Source organism: Acinetobacter sp. CFCC 10889, assembly GCF_003268395.1.
Taxonomy (GTDB): Bacteria; Pseudomonadota; Gammaproteobacteria; order Pseudomonadales; family Moraxellaceae; genus Acinetobacter.
In genome coordinates this window covers 18,480-40,641 of the sequence record NZ_LQXQ01000038.1, presented here as the reverse complement: position 1 = coordinate 40,641, position 22,162 = coordinate 18,480, and the positions used below count along the sequence as shown (strand labels likewise).

Genomic DNA, 22,162 nt, shown 5'->3' with positions numbered 1-22,162 from the left:
ACCGATGGATGTGCATTCTACAGCATTTCAGTTCAGGCGCAACCCCTTTTTCAATTTATTTTCAAAAAAACACTCTGTCTGTTTATTTATTCTACAATTATCGCTTTTTTGATTACTTTCCAACCTAAAATACAAATTGTTTTTTGAGATTACTATCCATCTGTTACGCTTTAAATATATCTTAGAGTTTGTAATCTTTTCTATTTACATAGTTTTTTTGAACTATGTCTCATTTTTTATTAGAATAAAACTATTATTATTCCACTACTATTATTATTGTTATGCGGCTAATTAAATTTAGGCAGTTTATTGTAATTGGAGTTTTGCTCGTATGTGGCAACTTCTCTTTAGCAAACTCTACGCATAATATTTATATGATGACTCTTTCCATTTTAAGTTATGTAAAATGGAGTAATGATTCACCTACTTTATGTGTCATTGATAATAGTAATGCGGTCAAACAATTCAATTTGTCCATGAAAGCACAGAATTCCACATTGATCGTCAAGAGTATTTCTCAAGATGCAATGAAAACAATAGAATGTGATGCCGCCTTTTTTTCAAATACATCAGCCTTAACTGAGCAAAAATTAATTAATACTTCATTTAAAAAAAATATGCTGTCTTTTAGTACAAGTAACAATGATTGTGAAATTGGAAGTTCTTTTTGTTTACAAAATGCAAAAAATGGCAACACCATTTTCAAGGTAAACTTAGATAGCTTGGCACGTACCAAAGTGCATGTCGATCCTCGTGTTTTACTCTTAGCCAAGAATTCGGAGTAATAACAGATGATTCACAAATTTTATAAATCAACATCTTTACAAACATTATTTCGCAAATCTCAATTCATCATTTTTGCAATTACTTTTTTAATTTGCACTTTTACTTTTGCCACTATTTCTGTATTCACAGTTGAATCTTATGCTGAACAAAATTTACAATTGATTAGCCGTACAGTATCTGAGCGCATCCAACCTGCTTTAGTTTTTCAAGACCAAGGGGCTTTAGCTCAAATTTTGCATGAATACACACATCAGCATTCTGTACGCCTGATTGAAGTATATGACACAAATAACCATAAAATTTATGAAAGTATAAAAACGATAGACCATTACTCAACGTTACAAAATCTGTTTGATCATCTTTTTTTACGCAATCCTATTGATGTTGCTGTACTGCATAATGGTCAATATGTAGGTAAAATTATTTTATATGGTAGCTCCAATGAAATTATGATGTTTATTATTAAAATCTTCATTGGCTTAGGCATCGGCATGCTGTTTATGATTTTAGCTTTATGGTGGTCTGTCAATTTAACTTATCGTCATATTATGCAATCTATCCGCCCTATAGTAGATATTGCCCAATTGGTCAGCACACAACGTGCCTATAATTTGCGTTTTCCCAAAAATGATATCCAAGAATTCAACCATGTGAATGGTGTTTTTAATCAACTACTTGAAGAAATTCAATCTTGGCATACACATTTACAAAATGAAAATCAGCAACTTTCTTATCAAGTCCAGCATGATCATTTGACAGGTTTACCAAATCGTAATTATTTTCATCAAGTTCTAGTGAGTTCTTTTAAAAACACCTCAGAAAAACAACCTATTGCATTACTTTTTATTGACACCAATAATTTTAAAGTGATTAATGATCAATATGGGCATCAAGCAGGTGATGCGGTTTTAAAAGAAATGGCAATACGTTTAAAACAAAATATTCGCCAAGATGATTTTGTCGCCCGCTTAAGTGGAGATGAATTTGCGATTATTTTAAATTCTATTCAGCGTGTCGACCACCTCATTTCTATTGCTGAAAATTTAATTAAAAGCGCTGAACAACCTATATTCTATAAAAACCAAAGTATAAATTTTGGTTTTAGTTTAGGTATTTCTTTATCAAATCAAGCAATCTCTCCTGAAGACTTAATCTCACAAGCAGATCAAGCAATGTATAAAGCAAAATCCTTAACTCATCATTGGTTTATTTATCACAATTATTAATCTGGAAGTTTCATTATGTTGAACAGCCTTAAATTACCCCTACTCGCTTTATTTTGTATCGCATTAACAGGATGTTTAAATTTGGGTGGTTTAAAATACAAGCAAGTACAAGCATTAAAAAAAGAAGGTTTCGTTTTGACTGAAGAAGGTTGGAGTCTTGGCTTGCCTGAGCGTTTATTGTTTGATTTTGATAAATCTGAAGTTAAAGATCACAACCGCGCTAGCTTAGTTCACTTATCACAACAATTACAAAAGTATAATTTAACTAAAGTAAAAATTATTGGACATACTGATGATATTGGCTCAAGCAGTTATAATACAACCCTTTCCCAACAACGTGCACAAAGTGTTGCCAACATCTTTATTGCTGAACATTTTAATTCAAATAATATTCAAGTGATTGGTCGTGGTGCAGAACAACCTATAACTACAAATGATAATGAGGAAAATCGTGCTGAAAATCGTCGTGTTTCTGTGATTATTATCCCATAATATTTTTAATGAATTCAAAAGGTCTTTAATAGACCTTTTTTTATTTTCATAATATGTATTTATCAAATTTCAGACATAAAAAAACCGCATTTAAGCGGATAATTTATATTTAAGCTATTTAAAAAATTAACTTAAATTGGTCGGAGCAGTAGGATTCGAACCTACGACCCCCTGGTCCCAAACCAGGTGCACTACCAGGCTGTGCTATGCTCCGATTTCAACTTTTAAGTACTAGACTTAAGAGATTGGGGTGGATGAAGGGGCTCGAACCCTCGACAACCGGAATCACAATCCGGGGCTCTACCAACTGAGCTACAACCACCATTACAACAAGCTTTAGATTCGACAACATCAAGCAACAATGGTGCGCCTGACAGGATTCGAACCTGTGACCATCCGCTTAGAAGGCGGATGCTCTATCCAACTGAGCTACAGGCGCATGACTGATAATTTTCACTATCAATAAACCTTTGCCTTGAAGAATTGGTCGGAGCAGTAGGATTCGAACCTACGACCCCCTGGTCCCAAACCAGGTGCACTACCAGGCTGTGCTATGCTCCGATTCATCTCAGCTTTTCGTATCGAACATGTCGTTCGGTACGGTGTGCATTCTAGGCGTGACGCCCTTGGACGTCAACACCTATATTGAAAAAAAAGTTAAAAAAAACTATCAAATGTATATTTATCAGGCATTTCTATTATTTTTTATACAATTTTAGCGTTTTAAACTCGCACTAAAGTTCAACATACGATCTAAAGGTAATTTAGCACGTTGTGCCAATGCTGAATCAACGAATATTTCTTGATCACCTTTTTGTAAAACTTCTAAAATGCCATCTAATTCATTCATTGCCATCCACGGACAATGTGCGCATGAACGACATGTTGCCCCTTCTCCTGCGGTTGGTGCTTCAATCAGCGTCTTATTTGGAACTGCTTGCTGCATTTTATAGAAGATGCCACGATCAGTTGCCACGATCAATGTATCATGTGGCAGTGTTTGTGCAGCTTTAATCAATTGCGATGTGCTGCCAACAGCATCAGCGACATCAATGACTGACTCAGGTGACTCGGGATGTACCAGTACAGCAGCATTTGGATATAGTGCTCGCATATTTTCAATACCACGCGAACGGAACTCTTCATGCACGATACATGAACCATCCCAAAGCAACATTTCTGCACCTGTTTTCTTTTGAATATAACGTCCCAAATGCTGATCAGGTGCCCAAATAATTTTTTCACCTAAGCTATCTAAGTGCTCAATAATTTCCACTGCACAGCTTGATGTAACTACCCAATCTGCACGTGCTTTAACAGCGGCTGAAGTGTTAGCATAGACCACTACAGTATGATCAGGATGTGCATCACAGAATGCTGTAAACTCATCTACAGGGCAACCCAAGTCAAGTGAACAAGTTGCCTCCAAAGTTGGCATAAGGACCTTCTTTTCAGGAGAAAGGATTTTGGATGTCTCTCCCATAAATTTTACACCTGCAACAACCAGTGTCGATGCAGCATGATCACGTCCAAAACGTGCCATTTCTAATGAATCAGAAACACAACCACCTGTGAGCTCAGCTAACTCTTGCACTTCAGGATCGCAGTAATAATGCGCAACCAATACAGCATCACGTTTTTCTAATTCAGCTTTAATTTGGGCAAATTTTTGCTGTTTTAGCTCAGGACTTAATGTTTTGTCCTTTGGCTCTCCTAGTCGATCCAAATGTGCTGTGACAATTGATTTTGCATCATTGGCAATTAAATTGGTCGCATCATTCATAAAAGCTATTCTCTATTCGCATGCTTGTCACTCAACAAGCGTTCCATGTCATTCACGGGTCAAATTTAGCGTTGGCTGATTTGACCAGTTATTAAAAAAACATCCACTTATAAAAAAACCTCACAACGGAGGCTTTTTCAATTTTTTAAATCTTAAGAGCGATAATCTGCATTAATTTTGACATAGTCATATGACAGATCACAGGTATAAACTGTATCTTTTGCTTGCCCACGTCCCAAATCTACACGAATGGTGATTTCAGTTTGTGCCATGACACGTGCGCCTTCTGCTTCAGTATAATCTACGGCTGCACCACCATCTTTACAGATTTGTACATCATCCAACCAAACTTGGATTTTTTCAACATCCAAATCTTTCACACCCGCATAACCAATCGCAGCGAGAATACGTCCCCAGTTTGGATCTGATGCAAAAAATGCAGTTTTTACCAAAGGTGAATGCGCAATGCTATAAGCAATATCACAGCACTCTTGTGTATTATTACCGCCTTCTACTGCAACAGTCATAAACTTCGTTGCACCCTCACCATCACGAACAATAAGCTGTGCAAGACGTTTCATTACACGTATTAATACATCTAAAACAACAGTATAACGAGCATCATCTACCAATTGGATTTCTGCACCGCCTGCACACCCTGTTGCAGCAAAAATACATGAATCATTAGTCGATGTATCACCATCAATAGTAATACGGTTAAATGATTGCTCTACCGCTGTCTTTAACATTAATTGTGTTAATTCACGTGAAATAGGTGCATCAGTTGCAACAAAGCCCAACATAGTTGCCATGTTTGGGCGAATCATGCCTGCGCCTTTGGAAATACCTGTCATGGTATACACCGCACCATCTAACTCAAATTGCTCAGATGCGCCTTTTGGTGTGGTATCCGTGGTCATAATCCCTGTTGCAGCATCCGTCCAAGCACTTTCATTCAGTGAGTCCAATGCAGGTTGTAAACCTTGCGTTAAACGCTCGATTGGTAGTTGCTCTCCAATCACACCTGTAGAAAATGGTAAAACTTCAAATTCTTCGACCTGTGCCAATTCAGCAAGTTTTAGGCATGTAAATTGTGCATTTTGCATACCTAACTTACCAGTACCCGCATTGGCATTGCCTGTATTAATCACTAAATAACGTGGATTTGCTTGTGCTAAATGTGCTTTAGAAATATGCACAGGTGCTGCACAAAATGCATTTTGGGTGAATACGCCCGCAACATTTGTACCTTTAGAAAATTCAAAAATAACTAAATCACGTCGATTTGGATAACGTACATACGCCTCTGCCGAGCCAATTTTTACACCTTGCACCACATGCATGTGTGGCATAGTTACGTCACCAACAGCCATTTTTTATATCCAGAATCAAATTAAGAAAACAACAGCTTATTAGAAAATGCATTAAAAATCGAGCCTATTCCTCAGTGAATTGTTTTTTATTATCAATCAACCTATTTTGAGTTATTTTTCATGTTGATATTTAAAAAAATCAAAGTGAAACAACATCATAAAACATCATATTTACAAAACAAAAAAGCCAGCATTTTCATTTAAACACTGACTTCAACATTTTTACAATTTTAACTTATTGAGCAGCTGCTTGAGGCTGTGCTTGCACTTGAGCAACAGTTTGCTCTGCAGGTAAAAGCGCTAGTTTTACTTTTTCTTGACTTGAAGTAGACAGTGCTGGATTTGAAGCCACAACACGATTAATTGTTGCTGGAGTTACAGCTGCAATCGCTGCTGTTTTTAAGATAATTGGACGACCACCAGTATTCCCCAAGGTATAACGAATGCCTGTACGTGGACTAATCACTGTTGTTGAATCATTTTTCACTTCCGCTTGCGCTTTCACTGTCCCTGCTGCTGCTTGAAGATTTTCAACGGTCGTAGTTTGTGTCTCTGCAAATGCAAGCACTGGCATTGCCAAAATTGCAATAAATAATGCTTTAGATTGTATTTTCATTATCATTCCTGAATCATTCAAACGGGTTGTGAAAGTAAATAACATTTAATCATGAAAGGTGCAATAAATATTCACCTCATGTAATAACTTGTAAAAAAGCAGAACTAATGTTCTGCTTTTTCTACGATATATTCAATTTTTGAAAAAAATTAAATTTTACCGTGACATTGTTTGTATTTTAACCCTGAACCACATGGACAAGGTGCATTGCGACTTTCTGGCGGTGTAAATGTTGCTTCAGGTTTATTCAAACTTAATTCATCTTCCGTTTGGAAGTTTGCATTCACTTCACCTGTCAAACCATCTACATCATCATGTGCAAAACTCAAACGCATTGCCTCTGCTTGTGCTTGCTGTTGTGCTTCCATCTCTGCAAGCTCTTCTGCAGTCGGAATATGTACACGAGAAAGATCAGTTACAACATCTGATTTGATCACACCAAGCATATTTACAAATAAGTTAAATGCTTCTTTTTTGTATTCTTGCTCAGGATTTTTTTGCGCATAACCACGTAAATGAATCCCTTGTCGTAAATAATCCATCGCAGCCAAATGATCTTTCCAATGGCGGTCTAATGAACCTAATAGGAAATGGCGTTCTAAAGTTGCAGCAGATTCAGCACCCATATTTTCACGGCGTTGACGATAGCGTTCAATCACTTCATCACTGATACGCTCAACTAAAGCTTCTTCATCTAAACGACGATCTTCTTCAAGCCATTGAGCAACAGGAAGTTCAATGCCAAAGTCCATACGCAAGGCAGTTTCCAAACCTTCAATATCCCATTGGTCATGAATAGACTCTGGTGGAATATAAGTTTCGATTAAGCCTTTCATCACTTCTTGATGCATTTCTTCAATATAATCTTGAAGTGTTGCCTCTTCTAAAACTTCATCACGTTGTGAATAAATGATCTTACGTTGTTCATTATTCACATCATCATATTTCAATAAGTTTTTACGAATATCGAAGTTACGCGCTTCAACTTTACGTTGTGCATTTTCAATCGAACGTGACACCATTTTATGTTCAATGGCTTCATTTTCTTGTAAACCCATTGCACGCATCATGGCAACAACACGATCACCTGCGAAAATACGCATCAAATCATCTTCTAAAGATAAGAAGAATCGTGATACACCTGGATCACCTTGACGACCTGAACGACCACGCAACTGGTTATCAATACGACGTGATTCATGGCGCTCTGAACCGATGATATGCAAACCACCTGAACTTAACACCATTTCATTGTTCTTTTCCCACTCGGCACGAAGACGTGTTTCATCTTCCTCAGTTGGGTTTTCAATTTTGGCAAGCAAGGCTTTCCAGTTACCACCCAGCAAAATATCTGTACCACGACCTGCCATATTTGTGGCAATGGTTACTGCATTTGGCGCACCTGCTTGGGCAATAATATCTGCTTCACGTTCATGCTGTTTTGCGTTTAAAACTTCATGATGAATACCAGCTTCTTTAAGTTTTTCTGATAAAATTTCAGATGCTTCAATGGTTGCTGTACCAATCAAAATCGGAGCAACACCTGCGGCATGAATTTTTTCAATTTCTTCAATAATGGCGTTGTATTTACCACCACGGTTTAAATAAATTAAATCGTTTAAGTCTTTACGTACCATTGGGCGATGGGTTGGAATCAACACCACATCTAAACCATAAATTTCTTTCATTTCCGCAGCTTCAGTATCGGCTGTACCTGTCATACCTGATAGCTTTTTGTATAAACGGAAATAGTTTTGGAATGTTGTAGTTGCCAATGTTTGGTTTTCAGGTTGAATTTCCAAACCTTCTTTGGCTTCCGTCGCTTGGTGTAAGCCCTCAGACCAACGACGACCTGGCATGGTACGACCTGTATTTTCATCGACAATGATCACTTCACCATCGTTGACAATGTAGTGCACATTGCGTTGATACAAATAGTGCGCACGAATTGCTGCTGACACATGATGAACAAGGTTCAAATTACCTGCTGAATATAAGCTTTCACCTTCAGCCAATAAACCCATTTGAATCAATTCTTGCTCTACAGTTTCATAACCAACTTCTGTCATTTCCACTGAACGTTGTTTTTCATCAATCCAGAAATGACCACCATCAGGAACTTTTTCTTCTTTTTGTGGGGTTAATTTGGGCGGAATTGTATTCATCAATTGATAAAGCTGTGATGAATCTTCGCTTTGACCTGAAATAATCAATGGTGTACGTGCTTCATCAATTAAGATCGAGTCAACCTCATCAATGATGGCATAAGTGAGTCCACGCTGTTTTTTTTCAGCCATGGAAAAAACCATATTGTCACGCAGATAGTCGAAACCAAACTCGTTGTTTGTTCCATAAGTAATATCTGCTGATAAGCTTCAGCTTTTTCCATTGGTGCTTGCATCGAATAAATCACACCAACCGTTAAACCTAAGAACTCGTACAATGGACGGTTTAACTCAGCATCACGTTGTGCTAAGTAATCGTTCACAGTAATGACGTGTACGCCTTGTTCACTGATTGCGTTGAGATATACAGCCAAAGTCCCCATCAGGGTTTTACCTTCACCTGTACGCATCTCAGCGATTTTACCTTCATGCAAGGTGATACCACCAATGAGCTGTACGTCATAGTGACGCATACCCATCACACGTTTACCCGCTTCACGACAAACAGCAAATGCTTCTGGCATCAACTGATCTAGGCTTTCACCTTTTTTATATCTTTGTTTAAATTCTTCAGTTTTTGCAGATAAGTCAGCATCACTCAAAGCAGATATGGTCGGCTCAAGCGCATTGATCTTATCGACAATTTTACGCATGCGTTTCAGTTCACGCTCGTTTTTAGTACCGAAGATTCCTCCGATCAGGCTTGCCAACATATAGACTCTCTAAAACTTGCTTATCAAAATAAATTTTTCTCAGACGTTATTATGGTGTTAGAAATTTGAAGTACAAGGTTTTTACACAAAACCAATTAAAAAAAATCTGTACACCGACTTTCGCGTGTATGAGTTTAGGCGGTCTAATGTAGCAAATTTGCACGACTGACAGATAGACTCTGTCGATAGAATTTCATATTTTTTATGCAAGTTCACATCATTTTATGAAAAATATTCATAAAGAAATATAAAAACACTATTTTTAATTATAAGAAATTTAGGTAATAGTAATTTTGACGAGCAAAGATACATTTTAAACCATTCTAAATTTTGAGGTAAATCCAATGACCATCCGTTTAGGTGATATTGCACCTGATTTTGAACAAGACTCAAGTGAAGGTAAGATCCATTTTTATGATTTTTTAGGCAATGATTGGGGCGTTTTATTTTCACATCCAGCAGATTACACACCTGTATGTACGACTGAACTGGGTTATACCGCAAAACTCAAAGATGAGTTTGCAAAACGTGGGGTAAAAGCCATTGCCCTATCTGTTGATGATGTGGAGTCGCACAAAGGTTGGATTCAAGACATTAATGAAACTCAGGATACCACAGTGAATTTCCCGATCATTGCAGACAAAGACCGTAAAGTGTCCGAGCTGTATAATTTTATTCATCCTAATGCCAGTGAAACCCTGACAGTACGCTCTTTAATTATCATTGACCCAAATAAAAAAGTCCGTCTAATCATCACTTATCCTGCTTCGACAGGGCGTAATTTTAATGAAATTTTACGGGTTATTGATTCTTTACAACTGACAGATCATTATAAAGTTGCAACACCTGCCAATTGGCAAGATGGCGAAGATGTGGTGATCGTTCCCTCACTTAAAGATGAGGCTGAGTTAAAAGAACGTTTCCCAAAAGGTTATACGGCGGTTAAACCCTATCTGCGTTTAACACCACAGCCGAATAAAAACTAATTTTCAGTAAAATTAGAATAAAAATTGATAATTTTCTCCATGAACTCCAATATTTCAGTTGGAGTTCATTTTATTTTAAATATCATAGAATTAAATCCAAATATTTCATACATAGATATTCATTTATTCTCACAAAATCATACCTCTAAGGCACTACATGAAAACGTGTTCTTTGCATTGACTCACGCTCTGCAACCATTTTAAGCCATGTTGCGAGTTGTGAATGCTGACTTTTCCAATCACTGTCAGGAAAACGAAAGTCGATATATTCTAGCAAACACGCAACTGCAATCTCTCCTATTCCAAAATGTTCAGTAAAGTTATCTAAATGTTGTTCTAACCATACTAATGTACTGTGCTGACTCGCTGCAAAACGTTGCATCATCGCTTGTGCTTGTAACTGCTCAGGTTTCTGTAATTCTGCATATAAGCGCCCTACGGCTGCCATTGCGCCATCTGCCAATGCCTGTAAACGTAAACTTTTAAAATAAGACACTCGTTCTGTTGGATAAACGCAATTTTTCTCTTTCAATGTACTCAAATATTCACAAATTAATGCAGAGTCAAACAGAACTTCTTTGTGATTCAATACCAAAGTCGGCACTTTACACAATGGATTGATTTGTCTTAAATCTGAGTCAGTCCACGGGTCAATTTGCAACAAATCAAATTGGTCTTGTATTTTTAATTCATTAATCAAAACTCGAACTTTACGAGCAAAAGGCGATGTTGCTGAATAGTATAGTTGCATCTTCCTACTCCTTATTCTTGTTCATTTAGATACAGTATGCGACATAAAATGATGAAATTAGAGGATTATTTTGCTTGTTTTGTAACCATTGGTTCTGACTGAAAAATAGGGTATAAATGATTTAGAAAAATTTAAAAATAGCGATTATGATCTATAACATTCACCATTTACACTGTGGCAGCATGTGCCCCATGTGTGCACCACTTTTCGGGCAAAAAGGTTTAAAAGCCAATTTGGTCTGTCATTGTTTACTGATTGAAACTGATCGTGGTTTGGTCTTGGTCGATACAGGCTTAGGCTTACAAGACTATTTACGTCCGCAACAACGTTTAGGCAAACTAATGTCAAAAATGAGTGCGCTTATTTCTGATCCTAACTTATCTGCTTTTCATCAAATTCAGAAATTAGGTTTTAATCCCAAAGATGTTCAACATATTTTGGTCAGTCATTTAGATTTCGATCATGCAGGTGGTATTAGTGATTTTCCTCATGCGACAGTACATATTTTGTCGAGTGAGTTTAATGCTGCACAAGCATTTTCAGGTAAAAATAAATTGCGTTATCGTCCACAACAGTTCAAAAATCATGCCTATTGGCATTTTTTAGAACATGAAGCAGGTGAAGCTTGGTTTAATTTTCAGCGTGTGCAAGGCTTTAATATTTTTAAAGACGAAATTCTAATGATTCCTCTTGTTGGGCATACAGCGGGTCATTGTGGCATTGCCATTCGCCAGCAAGATCAATGGCTAATGTTCTGTGGCGATGCCTATTATTCTCACTTGGAACTTGATCCGCATTACAAGTCTTTAGGCTTAAATTTGACGGAACGCATGTTTGCATTTAATAATCAACAACGTCTACATAGCTTAAAAGCCATTCAAAGTTTGGCACAAAATGAACCGCAGATTGAACTAATTTGCGCCCACGATCCTTTTGAATTAAAGCGTTATTCTTCTTTATGAAATTACATTTTTTAGCAATTTTACTCACTTCAAGCATGATGACAGGCTGTATCACCTCATCCACGCTTCCACAAGAACAACGTCCACAGCAGTGGGGAGATCTAATCCAAGAGTCTTCTAATTTTTATCAAATGAGTGATACCGTGTTCCGTAGCGAACAACCGAATGCTCAACTCATCCCCTTACTGAAAAAGCATCAAATTGATGTGGTGATTAATTTACGTAGTCGTGATAAAGACTCGACTACATTGGCAGGACAGGACTTGAAATTGGTGCATATTCCAATTCATACATGGGCACTTGATAAGCATGACCTATTAAGTGTGATGCAAAGCATTCGAACAGCTCAACAAAACAATCAAAAAGTTCTAATCCATTGCTATCATGGTTCTGATCGTACAGGTGCAAGTATTGCGATGTATCGAATTATTTTTGAAAATTGGTCAACTGAAGATGCTTTAAAGGAAATGAAACACGGTGGTTATGGTTTTCACCCGATTTGGGTCAATATCGAAAAGCAATTTAGCCCTGAAAATATAAAATGGATTCGTGAGCAACTCACAAATCCATCAGTTTAAGTCACAGACTCTCTAACTTTATGTTAGAGAGCCTTGATGTGTTGAACTTAACGGCGATCTAAAGGCACCCAATCAATTACCCATGCAGACTTCATACCTAAGCTTGCATCTGAATTGATTTTTTTACGTGTTGCATCCGCAGTTTCTCGGTCTTTCGATGGTCCAACCATGATACGGATTCCTTTTGAAGTTGGGCTTTTGGTTACACGATAACCCTTAGCACGAAGCTTTGCAGCAACAGCATCAGCATTGGCTTCATTTGCTGCTAATGCGACTTGCACCATCCATTGCTTATCACCATTTTCTAAAAGATCACGGGCTTTGTCAGCTTCAGCTTTCTTCTTCGCTTCTTCTGCTTTACGCTTCTTCTCTTCAGCTGCTTTTTTCTCGTCAGCAGCTTTCTTGTCTGCATCTGCCTTACGCTGTTCTTCTAGTTTACGCTTCTTGTCTTCAGCTGCCTTTTTCTCTTCTGCTTTACGTTGTTCTTCAAGACGTTGTTTTTTCTCATCCGCAGCTCTCTTTTCTGCTTCAGCATGACGCTTTTTATCCTCAGCGGCTTTTTTCTCTGCTTCTGCGGTAGCTTGACGCTTCTGCTCAGTTAGCTTTTTTTCAGCTTCAGCTTTTTGTTGTGCTTGTTTTTGCTGTTGTAGCTTTTTATCTGCCTCAATTTTTTGCTGTGCTTTGGTTTTATCATCAACATTCAACTCAGGAGGTATGTTATCTGAACTCTCTTGTGCCGCTTTACGACGTGCATTGGCAGCTGCATATTCTTCAGCAGCTTTACGTGCAGCATCTGCTTCTGCTTGTTGCTGCATACGCAAAAATTCAGCTGCTTTGGCTTCTTGCTCAGCGACTGCTTTTTCTCGTGAACGGCGTTGTTCTTCAAGCAAACGTTTTTCAGTTGCCACATCTACAGTAAGTGGTTGTAGTTGTACAGTCTCCTCAGTAGGCGCAGCTTTACCTTGCTGTTGGACATTGGCTACAGGTGGGGTTGGGGTTTGGTTTTGATAAATTTCTTCTTTGCCTTTTAGAAGCAATGCCGCTAATAAAACACCACCACCTAATAAAACAACGCCACCCATCCAACGTTGTTTGTTATTCATTGACATTCTTCTAAATACTCCCAGACCGCTTCTAAGGTATGGAATGAACCGCATACCAAAATCAGTTGATTATTTTTTGTTTCTTCAAGCGCTGATATAAAGGCTGCTTGTACATTTTCAAACGGTTCAACTGTTTCACCCTGCAAAGCTGATCTTAATTGATCCATCGATGCCGCACGAGCTACAGTCAATGGCGCAATTTTCCACTTTAATACAGTGTTTTTCAATAACTTGACCACAGATTCTATATCTTTATCGGTCAACATTGAAAAAACAGTGATAACTTCTGTGTACTGTTTATTGTATTCCATGAATTTTCGCAATTGCTTTAACAAAAATTCAACACCATGCGGATTGTGTCCTGCATCAAAAATCACCGTCTTGCCACGGATTTGTTCTATTTCAAAACGACCTTGTAATTTGGCATTTAAAATGCCCTGTGCGATCGCATTTTGTGAAACTGCTAAATCACTGAGTAAAATCGCTGCCACAGCAGTAGAAATATTTTCAAGTGCAAGCTGACCAACAGGAAACTTTAAAGTTAAACCTGATGTCGCAAAATTCCATGATTGACCATCGGCTGCATTATCATAGAAATAATCTCGATTCACCACATGCAGTTTTGCCTGACAATCTTGGGCTTTTTTTGCAATCGCAAGTGGTAATTGCTGTAATCCACCAAAAACCACAGGAATATTTGGACGGATAATCCCCGCTTTTTCAAAAGCAATCTTTTCAATTGTATCACCGAGCCAATCGGTATGATCCAAGCCAATATTGGTGATGACTGCAACATCAGGATCAATGACATTGACCACATCCAGGCGACCGCCTAAACCTACTTCAAGCACCCAAACATCACATTGTTTTTGTTTGAAAATAACAAAAGCCGCCAAAGTGGTTGCTTCAAAAAAAGATAAACTGAAATCACATTGACGACGTGCTTGATCCACCAAAACAAAGGCATCAATCAAAGTCTGGTCAGAAACTTCTTGCCCTGCGAGTTTGACACGTTCATTAAAACGATAAATATGTGGGGATTGGTACAAACCTACATTGAAGCCTTGCGCATTTAAAATCGCTGCCAATGTGGTCGTGGTTGAGCCTTTACCATTGGTTCCTGCAACAGTAAAGACTTTTGCCTTGGGCTGCGTTACACCCAACGCTTCTGCGACAGGAATGACGCGCTCTAAACCTAAATCAATCCCTGTAACGTGAACATGGCTCCAATAATCGAGCCATGTTTGTAAACTATCAGTATTTAATGGTGCAATGTTGTTCAAGGCAAATTCATCAGCTTCGCTACGATGCGATATACAGTATCACGTAATGCATGACGATGAACAATTTGATCGACCACACCATGATCAAGCAAGAATTCTGCACGCTGGAACGGTTCTTCCAGTTTTTCACGTACAGTTTGTTCGATCACACGTTTACCTGCGAAACCGATCATTGCTTTTGGTTCTGCGATATGCACATCACCCAGCATTGCCAATGATGCAGTTACACCACCATATACAGGATGAGTTAACACCACTATATAAGGTAAATGCGCATCTTTCATTTTTTGGATCGCCGCAGAAGTACGTGCCATTTGCATCAAAGACAACATGCCTTCTTGCATACGTGCACCACCAGAAGCTGCAAAACAGATCAAAGGTTGTTTATCCTTAATCGCTTTTTCAGCAGCCTGCACAAAACGGTCACCGACCACAGTACCCATTGAACCGCCCATAAAGTCAAATTCAAAGGCACATGCAACTAAAGGAATATTTTTCAACTGACCCTGCATCACCACAAGAGCTTCAGTTTCGCCTGTTTTATCCTGTGCTTCTTTTACACGTTCAGGATAAGCTCGGCTATCTACGAAATGTAATGGATCTTTAACCGCAAATTCCTGACCAAGTTCTGTGGTCACATTGTCAAAGAACCAATTTAGACGATCACGTGCCTTCATTTTCAGATGCTCATCACATGATGGACAAACATAAGCATTGAACGACATCGCTGTACGAGTCACTAAAGCATGACACTCAGGGCACTCAATAGTTGGTTCAGTAAATGTTGCTTTGAGTGTTTGTTGCTGATCAGGCATATGAATGCCTGGAATCGAACGTTCAGTCCACGGCGTTGCTGGGCTGAGAATTTTCCCTGATTTCACTTCTTGATTCATACTAACTCATCGAGCGCTGCTCGAAGCTCCTTGACTTTATTCACTGCTTGTTCAGCAGCTTGTTCGGGTGCTAAGTTTGCAAATGGTTTTACAAATGCACTTCCCACAATAACCGCATCGGCAACCTGTCCAACCGCTTTTGCAGATGCTGCATCACTAATCCCAAAACCGACACCAACAGGAATATCTGTTACGATTTTGATTTTTTCAATACGTGTTGCAACTTCTGTAGTATCGAGTGTTGCTGCACCAGTTACCCCTTTGAGTGATACATAATAAATAAAGCCACTCGCTTGTTTGACTACACGTTGAATACGCTCATCCGTCGAAGTTGGCGCAAGCAAGAAAATTTGATCCATACTGTATTTTTGTAATACTGCATCAAAATCTGCTGCTTCTTCTGGTGGTAAATCCACTAAAAGTACACCATCTACGCCACAGTCATTCGCATAAGCTACAAACTTTTCATAACCAATCACTTCAACAGGATTTAAATAACCCATTAAAACTACAGGTGTTGTTGTGTCTTTTTGACGAAATTCTTTGACCATATTCAAAGCATCAAGGGTATTTGTTCCTGCTGCTAAAGCACGCTCTGCTGCAAGTGCAATCACTGGTCCATCTGCCATTGGATCGGAAAATGGTAATCCGAGTTCGACAACATCTACGCCCGCTTCAACCATTTGATGCAACAAAGGTACTGTTACATGTGGTTGAGGATCACCCGCCATGACATAAGAAACCAATGCTTTACGCTGTTGAGATTTAAGCTGTGCAAATCGGGTGGCTAAACGTGACATAGGGTTGTACATTCCTTGAATTGTTAAACTTGAGGAGTTGATTTTGTATAAATACAAGACTTTGCATTGTAACGCTATTTTTTACTCATTGAATAGAGTAACTCAGTAGCACAATGTTATCTCATATTAATACAAAATAACGAACAACCTATGGCGTACATTTAGCGCTATTTATGTTTTTTCGACAATGATCAAAGCTACCTATTTTTGGCTTTTTTAAAATTCGCAAATAAATATAAAAACTTAAGTTAAATCATTTAAATAACATCAGAATCAGACATAAAGCGCCTACATTTTAATTTTTAAGAAATTGCAAAAGCTGTTTATACTATAGCGGCTAATCTTTTTTATTTTTTGAATATGACCACTCCCCCACACAGTCAAGTGCAAGCTCGTGGGCTTGCGCTGCTGCCACTTATTGTATTTTTAGCCATTTTTTTAGGCAGTGGTATTTACCACACAATCATTGGCACTGAGTTCGCTTTTTATCAAATGAAAGCCCCTGTTGCTGCACTGCCTGCGATTATTTTAGCGATTTTAATTTATCGTGGAAAAATCAACACGGCAATCGACACATTCTTAAAAGGTGCAAGCCATCCCAACCTGATTTTAATGTTTATGGTCTTTATGCTCGCAGGTGCATTTGCGAGTGTGTCAAGCACCATTGGCAGTGTCGATGCAACAGTACAGTTTGGTTTATCCATTATCTCGCCTGAATTTGTATTGCCCATGTTGTTTGTGATTTCAGCCTTTATTGCCACAGCAATGGGGACATCCATGGGAACGATTGCTGCCTGTGCGCCGATTGCCTTTGGTTTCTCACAAGCAACTGACATTCAACCGATTTATGCGATTGGTGCGGTGGTCAGTGGGGCAATGTTTGGCGACAATTTGTCGATGATTTCTGATACCACCATCGCAGCGACTCGCAGTTTAAATGTTGAACTTCGAGATAAATTTCGGGTCAATGTTTGGATCGCACTGCCTGCGGCAATCGTCACCATTTTGATCTATATGTTCAATACGCATGCATCACAACACATTGAATATAAAGATTATGATTTATGGTTAATGCTACCTTATTTGGCTGTATTTTTCTTGGCATTTACCCGTTTGCATGTGCTTGCTGTTCTCACCATTGGCATTGTGTTATCAGGTGTGATGGGCTTGCTCGAACAGCCCACTTTTGACATTTTAAAACTCAACAATGCGATTTATAATGGCTTTGTCGGAATGTTTGAAGTGGCATTATTGTCCATGTTCTTGGGTGGTTTATCTGCCATCATGCAAAAAGAAGGTGGCTTGGAATGGCTGATTCAACGCATTTATGCCATGACCCGTTTATTTAAAGTCGGTACGCAACGTGCGGGTGAAATTGGCATCAGCTTTTTGGTGATTTTTTCCAACTTATTTGTGGCAAATAATACCGTTGCGATTATTTTATCGGGTGATATGGCTCGTGAAGTTGCCAAAGAATATGGCGTTGATCCGAAGCGTGCTGCGGCATTGATGGATATTTTTTCTTGTGTAGTACAAGGCATTATTCCATATGGTGCACAGCTTTTGTTGGCATGTTCAATTGCAAAACTTTCCCCTGTTGAGCTGATTGGCTCAATTTATTATTGTTGGATTTTGGCAATATTTGCGATCATTGCCATTATTTTTAGAATTCCAAAGTTAAAAACAGCCTAAACATTTTTTAACAATCAAAAATGAGTCATACTCATGGCTCATTTTTTGTTTATCATTAAGCAGTTGAAAGTATGATCAAAAGAATAGTGAAATGAGTATTTCAATTAAAAAAAGACAACCTAACTATATTCCCTCTCAAGACTTAGATATCACACCGTTATTATTTAAAATCGTCATCCTTGGAGGCATGCTCTATGTTTTATATTTTTTTGCCTCATTTGGCATCAAAGATATTTATTCCAATTTAATCAGCAACACAACTCAAGCTAAAGTCGTTGGTTTTAATGAAGGGCGTGCAGGAAGTACTATCATTGAGCATCCTATTTTAGAGGTCTACACCCCCGCAGAAACCATAAAATACGAAAGCTATGGCAATGAAACTCAACTCATATCACTAGAACAAGATCAAATTGTAAATGTGAAATATTTGTTAAATCCACAAGGAAAAATTGAATATCTACGAGTGAATACATTTACTGCACTTTGGTTTATTCCATTGATTGCAATAATCGCATGTTTATCGCTTCTATTCATAATGTTTAAATTATTTCCCTTTCATTATTTTTATTGGACACGGATAGATAAAAGATTTCAAGCATTAAAACAAAATGCTGTAAGCGCAATAGCAATTGTAGATAAAGTTCAATTCGTTGGACTCAGTAAAAATGCAAATCATCTCCAACTCATCAAATTATATGTACATGTCGATATTCACCATCAAACCCATCAATATATTAGCTCAGAAATCGAAGTTCCTTTTGATTTTAAAATGATGCATCCAAAAGTTTTTATTTATATCGACCCAGATTATAAACAGCATTTCGAGCTTGATATTATTACATTTTTGAATAAAAACAATGTATTATAGATAATTTAAAATTTAATCATCATTTTTCATCTTTCAATTGCTGTTTCTTTTGTAATAAAGTCTGCCCGCTAAAAGCTTTATATGCTCTCGCCAATGCAGACTGATCAGAATAGTCCAAACGCATCGCAATTTCAGTCAGATTTACATTATCCAAAAGTAATTGTTCACAACGCTTCATACGCTCAATTTCTAAAAGCTTCTTAAAAGAACTATCCAAATCACTTAATTGGCGCTGTAAAGTCCGCACTGAAATATTCAAACGTTCTGCAAGATCTTCAATTTTAGGCGCATGCTCATGTTGTCTGAGATCATCCGCAATCAATTGCTGACAATGTTGCACAATACTGTCAAAACGAGGTTTTGATGCAATCGCCTCTTCTGCCTGTCTCAGCAAAAGTTGCATTAAAGATGGATCAGCATCTTCAATTTTCAGATTTAAAGCATCCAAACTCAACACAAAACTGTATTCAGCTTGATTAAAATTAACCTCACAAGCATAAAATTTTTGATAATGATAAATCGCCATCTGTGGGGCATGCGCAAAATTCACACAACGTAAAGGGAAATAATGCGGTGGCATCATTTTACGTGCCAAATGCACCATTAAGGCATTGGTGAGTTCATTCACAAAATAATATTTTTCATGTAAAAATGGCCAAATTAAATGAATATTTTGGTCTTTTTTGAGCATTTGCATTGGCGTAATTTCATCACCATCAATCACCAAACGACTAAAACGCAAAATATATTGCAAGGCTTCCGCAAGGCTGTTGCTGCGGGTCGCCATATAACCCAACACACCAAAATGTTCAGGGCGTACATGTTCTGCCATTGCAAAAGCCAACTGCGGACAATCAAGCTCCTGTTTGGTTTTTTCAATAATTTGGCTAAAAAAACCATAGGTACTTTGTGTATCAATTCCTTGATTTAAAACTTGTTTTATTTTTAATTTTTCATCCTCGGAAAATGGCAGACGAAATACATCAACGCCCTGTGCATTCAGATACGTCTGCCAAAGATGATAATAACCATTGGGTATTTTAAGTTCTTGCATGGCATTGCTCGCTTTTTAGTCATGCAGTTTGACATGATGAATTTTCACTTTGTCGTAAAATGTATAAAAATTGGCAATAACTGTCAAAACAAACTTGACGAAGCACGACATACTCAAAGTATGAAAGCCATGTCAGTAAAATAAAATGAATGCTTTAGTGCAATATCAAGTTGACCCTGTGGTCAGAAGCAAACTGAATTTTAAGTTGGATGAAGTACCACGCTTTTGGTTTGGTGGCGATCCCTTTAAAACCCGTATGTTTGATGCGTTGAGCCTGACTTTTCCTGATGGCGAACGTTATTTTATTGAATCTGTTCGTTTATTTCGTGACAAAATTACCGATTCTGACTTACAACAACGGGTGGCTGATTTTATTCGTCAGGAAGCACAGCATGGTATTGCACATGACAAAATGAATGAAGAAATGCGTAAACAAGGCATGCCTCTTGATCAATTCATCAGCTTTTTACAACGTTTATTTAAATCTGAGCTGAAAAATCGCTCCCCACAATACAACATTGCCATGACAGCTGCGGCAGAACATCTCACGGCGTTGATGGCGGACACATTTTATAGCCAAAAATCAACCTTGGCAGATGCGCATCCTTATGTGCGGGCGTTGTTTGCATGGCATTCAATTGAAGAAATGGAACACCGTGATGTAGCTTTCGATGTCATGCAACAAGTCGGTGAAGTGCCTGAATCTTTAAGAAAATTCACTTTGGCTTTGACCACCGTTGCCATGATGGGGTTTACCACCTATCGTGCCAATGTGATGTTGGCACATGATGGTTTTAATCGCACTCAACGTCTCAAACTTGCCGTAAAAGGTATGCCGTGGCTTTTTGGCAAACAAGGTGTATTTACCCGTATGCGCAAACCGTATATGGATTGGTACAAAAAAGGTTTTCATCCAAGTCAGCACCCTATCATTGCACAATATCAAGTGTGGGTGGACACCTTGGCGGCAAGTCATGATCCGATTGCAGCAGGTGAAGCATTTTGGCAGGCAGGTCAATAAAATATTGAACTGCTCTATATTTAACTTATTCAATTTGCGAGAAATAAAACAATGAATGCATCTCTGAAAGTACAACATGTCAAACATCAAGTTGACCCTGTGGTTCGCAGCAATCTGGATTTTAAACTGAATGAAGTGCCGCGTTTTTGGTTTGGTGGCGATCCCTTTAAAACCCGTATGTTTGATGCCTTAAGCCTGACCTTTCCTGTCGGTGAACGCTATTTCATTCAAAGTGTGCGTGCCTTACGTGACAAAATCAACGATCCTGAGCTACAACAAAAAGTTGCTGATTTTATTAAACAAGAAGCACAACATGGCATTGCCCATGACAAAATGAATGAAGAAATGAAACGACAAGGGATGCCTGTCGATCAGTTTGTAAAATTCATGACAGCTCATTTTGACTATATTTTAAAAAATCGCTCTAAGCAGTACAACATTGCTATGACCGCAGCAGCAGAACATTTAACTGCACTGATGGCTGAAACCTTTTATAGCCAAAAGGAAACATTGGCAGAAGTACACCCCTTTGTACGTGCGCTGTTTGCATGGCATGCCATAGAGGAAATGGAGCATCGTGATGTCGCATTTGATGTCATGCAACAAGTCGGTGAAGTGCCTGAAAATTTACGTAAATTTGCTTTGGCATTTACCACAATCATGATGTTTGGCTTTACCTTTTATCGTACCAATATCATGTTGGGTTATGATGGATTTAGCCGCTTAGAGCGTGCAAAAATGGCAGTGAGAGGCTTGCCGTGGTTCTTTGGTAAACAAGGTAAATTGTCTGCGATGCGTGAACAATATATGGATTGGTTCAAAGCTGATTTTCACCCAAGTCAGCATGCAGTGATTCGCCAATACCAAGTTTGGGTTGATACATTGGCAGCAACTGATGATCCAATTGCCGCAGGTGAAGCTTTTTGGCAAGCGGCTGTATAAATTATTGATCAGTAACTTATAAATAAAAAGCCTGTAGTTGAAATACTTTCCCCGACATAAGAATGACCGTTCTCT

Annotated in this window: 19 protein-coding genes, 4 tRNA genes and 1 pseudogene; 10 read left to right on the top strand and 14 right to left on the bottom strand. The window is 38.3% G+C overall.

The window, feature by feature from the left end:
• The first annotated feature begins 374 nt into the window (after positions 1–374).
• The 3 genes from AVJ19_RS14265 to AVJ19_RS14255 are packed head-to-tail and all read left to right on the top strand — an operon-like array spanning position 375 to position 2,504.
• Entirely contained in the window at positions 375–785 is a 411-nt protein-coding gene (locus AVJ19_RS14265) for a YfiR family protein (protein WP_228203368.1), read from the top strand.
• A 6-nt stretch (positions 786–791) separates the two neighbouring features.
• Positions 792–2,012, top strand: coding sequence for a sensor domain-containing diguanylate cyclase (locus AVJ19_RS14260; protein ID WP_111860336.1), 1,221 nt, complete (start codon positions 792–794; stop codon positions 2,010–2,012).
• A gap of 12 nt (positions 2,013–2,024) precedes the next feature.
• Positions 2,025–2,504: an OmpA family protein gene (locus AVJ19_RS14255; RefSeq protein WP_171334221.1), complete on the top strand. Its 480-nt coding sequence runs from the start codon at positions 2,025–2,027 to the stop codon at positions 2,502–2,504.
• A gap of 137 nt (positions 2,505–2,641) precedes the next feature.
• Here the strand turns inward: AVJ19_RS14255 and AVJ19_RS14250 are convergent.
• The 8 genes and pseudogenes from AVJ19_RS14250 to secA form a co-directional block, all read right to left on the bottom strand.
• A tRNA-Pro gene (locus AVJ19_RS14250) sits at positions 2,642–2,718 on the bottom strand.
• A 32-nt stretch (positions 2,719–2,750) separates the two neighbouring features.
• Positions 2,751–2,826, bottom strand: a tRNA-His gene (locus AVJ19_RS14245).
• A 40-nt stretch (positions 2,827–2,866) separates the two neighbouring features.
• Positions 2,867–2,943: transfer RNA gene (locus tag AVJ19_RS14240), tRNA-Arg, on the bottom strand.
• A gap of 45 nt (positions 2,944–2,988) precedes the next feature.
• Positions 2,989–3,065 (bottom strand) — tRNA-Pro (locus tag AVJ19_RS14235).
• Between the two features lie 154 nt (positions 3,066–3,219).
• Positions 3,220–4,287, bottom strand: a complete 1,068-nt coding sequence (gene nadA / locus AVJ19_RS14230; protein ID WP_111860334.1) for a quinolinate synthase NadA — start codon at positions 4,285–4,287, stop codon at positions 3,220–3,222.
• Between the two features lie 152 nt (positions 4,288–4,439).
• A complete protein-coding gene (gene argJ, locus AVJ19_RS14225; RefSeq protein ID WP_111860333.1) occupies positions 4,440–5,660 on the bottom strand; it encodes a bifunctional glutamate N-acetyltransferase/amino-acid acetyltransferase ArgJ in 1,221 nt (406 codons plus the stop codon).
• Positions 5,661–5,895: 235 nt separating this feature from the next.
• Positions 5,896–6,276, bottom strand: coding sequence for a hypothetical protein (locus AVJ19_RS14220; RefSeq protein WP_111860332.1), 381 nt, complete (start codon positions 6,274–6,276; stop codon positions 5,896–5,898).
• A gap of 149 nt (positions 6,277–6,425) precedes the next feature.
• Positions 6,426–9,154: pseudogene (secA, locus tag AVJ19_RS14215) on the bottom strand (preprotein translocase subunit SecA).
• Positions 9,155–9,498: 344 nt separating this feature from the next.
• Between secA and AVJ19_RS14210 the strand changes: the two are divergent.
• On the top strand, positions 9,499–10,140 hold the full coding sequence (locus tag AVJ19_RS14210) for a peroxiredoxin (RefSeq protein WP_111860331.1): 642 nt from the start codon (positions 9,499–9,501) through the stop codon (positions 10,138–10,140).
• Positions 10,141–10,285: 145 nt separating this feature from the next.
• On the opposite strand, the gene AVJ19_RS14205 is transcribed toward AVJ19_RS14210, so the two are convergent.
• Entirely contained in the window at positions 10,286–10,891 is a 606-nt protein-coding gene (locus AVJ19_RS14205) for a glutathione S-transferase family protein (RefSeq protein ID WP_111860330.1), read from the bottom strand.
• 146 nt (positions 10,892–11,037) lie between these two features.
• On the opposite strand from AVJ19_RS14205, the gene AVJ19_RS14200 reads away from it, so the two are divergent.
• Together AVJ19_RS14200 and AVJ19_RS14195 are read left to right on the top strand one after the other, a co-directional pair.
• A complete protein-coding gene (locus AVJ19_RS14200; RefSeq protein WP_111860329.1) occupies positions 11,038–11,853 on the top strand; it encodes an MBL fold metallo-hydrolase in 816 nt (271 codons plus the stop codon).
• Entirely contained in the window at positions 11,850–12,431 is a 582-nt protein-coding gene (locus tag AVJ19_RS14195; protein WP_111860328.1) for a dual specificity protein phosphatase family protein, read from the top strand. Before AVJ19_RS14200 ends, AVJ19_RS14195 begins: the two co-directional genes overlap by 4 nt.
• 47 nt (positions 12,432–12,478) lie before the next feature.
• Here the strand turns inward: AVJ19_RS14195 and AVJ19_RS14190 are convergent, their stop codons facing one another.
• Genes AVJ19_RS14190 through trpA form a run of 4 tightly spaced genes read right to left on the bottom strand, consistent with a single transcriptional unit; the run spans position 12,479 to position 16,510 of the window.
• Positions 12,479–13,540: an SPOR domain-containing protein gene (locus AVJ19_RS14190; protein ID WP_111860327.1), complete on the bottom strand. Its 1,062-nt coding sequence runs from the start codon at positions 13,538–13,540 to the stop codon at positions 12,479–12,481.
• Entirely contained in the window at positions 13,531–14,817 is a 1,287-nt protein-coding gene (gene folC / locus AVJ19_RS14185) for a bifunctional tetrahydrofolate synthase/dihydrofolate synthase (RefSeq protein WP_111860326.1), read from the bottom strand. The genes AVJ19_RS14190 and folC overlap by 10 nt, the downstream gene beginning before the upstream one ends.
• Entirely contained in the window at positions 14,814–15,710 is an 897-nt protein-coding gene (accD, locus tag AVJ19_RS14180) for an acetyl-CoA carboxylase, carboxyltransferase subunit beta (RefSeq protein ID WP_111860325.1), read from the bottom strand. The genes folC and accD overlap by 4 nt, the downstream gene beginning before the upstream one ends.
• Entirely contained in the window at positions 15,707–16,510 is an 804-nt protein-coding gene (gene trpA, locus AVJ19_RS14175) for a tryptophan synthase subunit alpha (RefSeq protein WP_111860324.1), read from the bottom strand. The genes accD and trpA overlap by 4 nt, the downstream gene beginning before the upstream one ends.
• A 360-nt stretch (positions 16,511–16,870) precedes the next feature.
• On the opposite strand from trpA, the gene AVJ19_RS14170 reads away from it, so the two are divergent.
• Positions 16,871–18,202 (top strand): Na+/H+ antiporter NhaC family protein, encoded by a 1,332-nt coding sequence (locus AVJ19_RS14170; protein WP_111860323.1) that lies wholly within the window; start codon positions 16,871–16,873, stop codon positions 18,200–18,202.
• Between the two features lie 91 nt (positions 18,203–18,293).
• On the top strand, positions 18,294–19,070 hold the full coding sequence (locus tag AVJ19_RS14165) for a hypothetical protein (protein ID WP_111860322.1): 777 nt from the start codon (positions 18,294–18,296) through the stop codon (positions 19,068–19,070).
• Between the two features lie 19 nt (positions 19,071–19,089).
• On the opposite strand, the gene AVJ19_RS14160 is transcribed toward AVJ19_RS14165, so the two are convergent.
• On the bottom strand, positions 19,090–20,124 hold the full coding sequence (locus AVJ19_RS14160) for an AraC family transcriptional regulator (protein WP_111860321.1): 1,035 nt from the start codon (positions 20,122–20,124) through the stop codon (positions 19,090–19,092).
• A gap of 145 nt (positions 20,125–20,269) precedes the next feature.
• Here AVJ19_RS14160 and AVJ19_RS14155 point away from each other — a divergent pair, with 145 nt between their 5' ends.
• Both AVJ19_RS14155 and AVJ19_RS14150 read left to right on the top strand, forming a co-directional pair.
• A complete protein-coding gene (locus AVJ19_RS14155; protein WP_111860320.1) occupies positions 20,270–21,145 on the top strand; it encodes a metal-dependent hydrolase in 876 nt (291 codons plus the stop codon).
• A 51-nt stretch (positions 21,146–21,196) separates the two neighbouring features.
• The gene (locus AVJ19_RS14150; RefSeq protein WP_111860319.1) at positions 21,197–22,087 is read left to right on the top strand and encodes a metal-dependent hydrolase; all 891 of its coding nucleotides are present in this window, start codon (positions 21,197–21,199) and stop codon (positions 22,085–22,087) included.
• Positions 22,088–22,162 lie beyond the last annotated feature (75 nt).

What these genes read in the sequence shown, in the direction of transcription:
- argJ (WP_111860333.1), bottom strand. Translation starts at nt 5,660, where the DNA reads ATGGCTGTTGGTGACGTAACTATGCCACACATGCATGTGGTGCAAGGT.
- AVJ19_RS14260 (WP_111860336.1), top strand. Translation starts at nt 792, where the DNA reads ATGATTCACAAATTTTATAAATCAACATCTTTACAAACATTATTTCGC.
- AVJ19_RS14160 (WP_111860321.1), bottom strand. Translation starts at nt 20,124, where the DNA reads ATGCAAGAACTTAAAATACCCAATGGTTATTATCATCTTTGGCAGACG.
- AVJ19_RS14195 (WP_111860328.1), top strand. Translation starts at nt 11,850, where the DNA reads ATGAAATTACATTTTTTAGCAATTTTACTCACTTCAAGCATGATGACA.
- AVJ19_RS14220 (WP_111860332.1), bottom strand. Translation starts at nt 6,276, where the DNA reads ATGAAAATACAATCTAAAGCATTATTTATTGCAATTTTGGCAATGCCA.
- AVJ19_RS14150 (WP_111860319.1), top strand. Translation starts at nt 21,197, where the DNA reads ATGAATGCATCTCTGAAAGTACAACATGTCAAACATCAAGTTGACCCT.
- trpA (WP_111860324.1), bottom strand. Translation starts at nt 16,510, where the DNA reads ATGTCACGTTTAGCCACCCGATTTGCACAGCTTAAATCTCAACAGCGT.
- AVJ19_RS14205 (WP_111860330.1), bottom strand. Translation starts at nt 10,891, where the DNA reads ATGCAACTATACTATTCAGCAACATCGCCTTTTGCTCGTAAAGTTCGA.
- AVJ19_RS14155 (WP_111860320.1), top strand. Translation starts at nt 20,270, where the DNA reads ATGAATGCTTTAGTGCAATATCAAGTTGACCCTGTGGTCAGAAGCAAA.
- AVJ19_RS14170 (WP_111860323.1), top strand. Translation starts at nt 16,871, where the DNA reads ATGACCACTCCCCCACACAGTCAAGTGCAAGCTCGTGGGCTTGCGCTG.
- AVJ19_RS14210 (WP_111860331.1), top strand. Translation starts at nt 9,499, where the DNA reads ATGACCATCCGTTTAGGTGATATTGCACCTGATTTTGAACAAGACTCA.
- nadA (WP_111860334.1), bottom strand. Translation starts at nt 4,287, where the DNA reads ATGAATGATGCGACCAATTTAATTGCCAATGATGCAAAATCAATTGTC.
- AVJ19_RS14265 (WP_228203368.1), top strand. Translation starts at nt 375, where the DNA reads ATGATGACTCTTTCCATTTTAAGTTATGTAAAATGGAGTAATGATTCA.
- accD (WP_111860325.1), bottom strand. Translation starts at nt 15,710, where the DNA reads ATGAATCAAGAAGTGAAATCAGGGAAAATTCTCAGCCCAGCAACGCCG.
- AVJ19_RS14165 (WP_111860322.1), top strand. Translation starts at nt 18,294, where the DNA reads ATGAGTATTTCAATTAAAAAAAGACAACCTAACTATATTCCCTCTCAA.
- AVJ19_RS14200 (WP_111860329.1), top strand. Translation starts at nt 11,038, where the DNA reads ATGATCTATAACATTCACCATTTACACTGTGGCAGCATGTGCCCCATG.
- AVJ19_RS14190 (WP_111860327.1), bottom strand. Translation starts at nt 13,540, where the DNA reads ATGTCAATGAATAACAAACAACGTTGGATGGGTGGCGTTGTTTTATTA.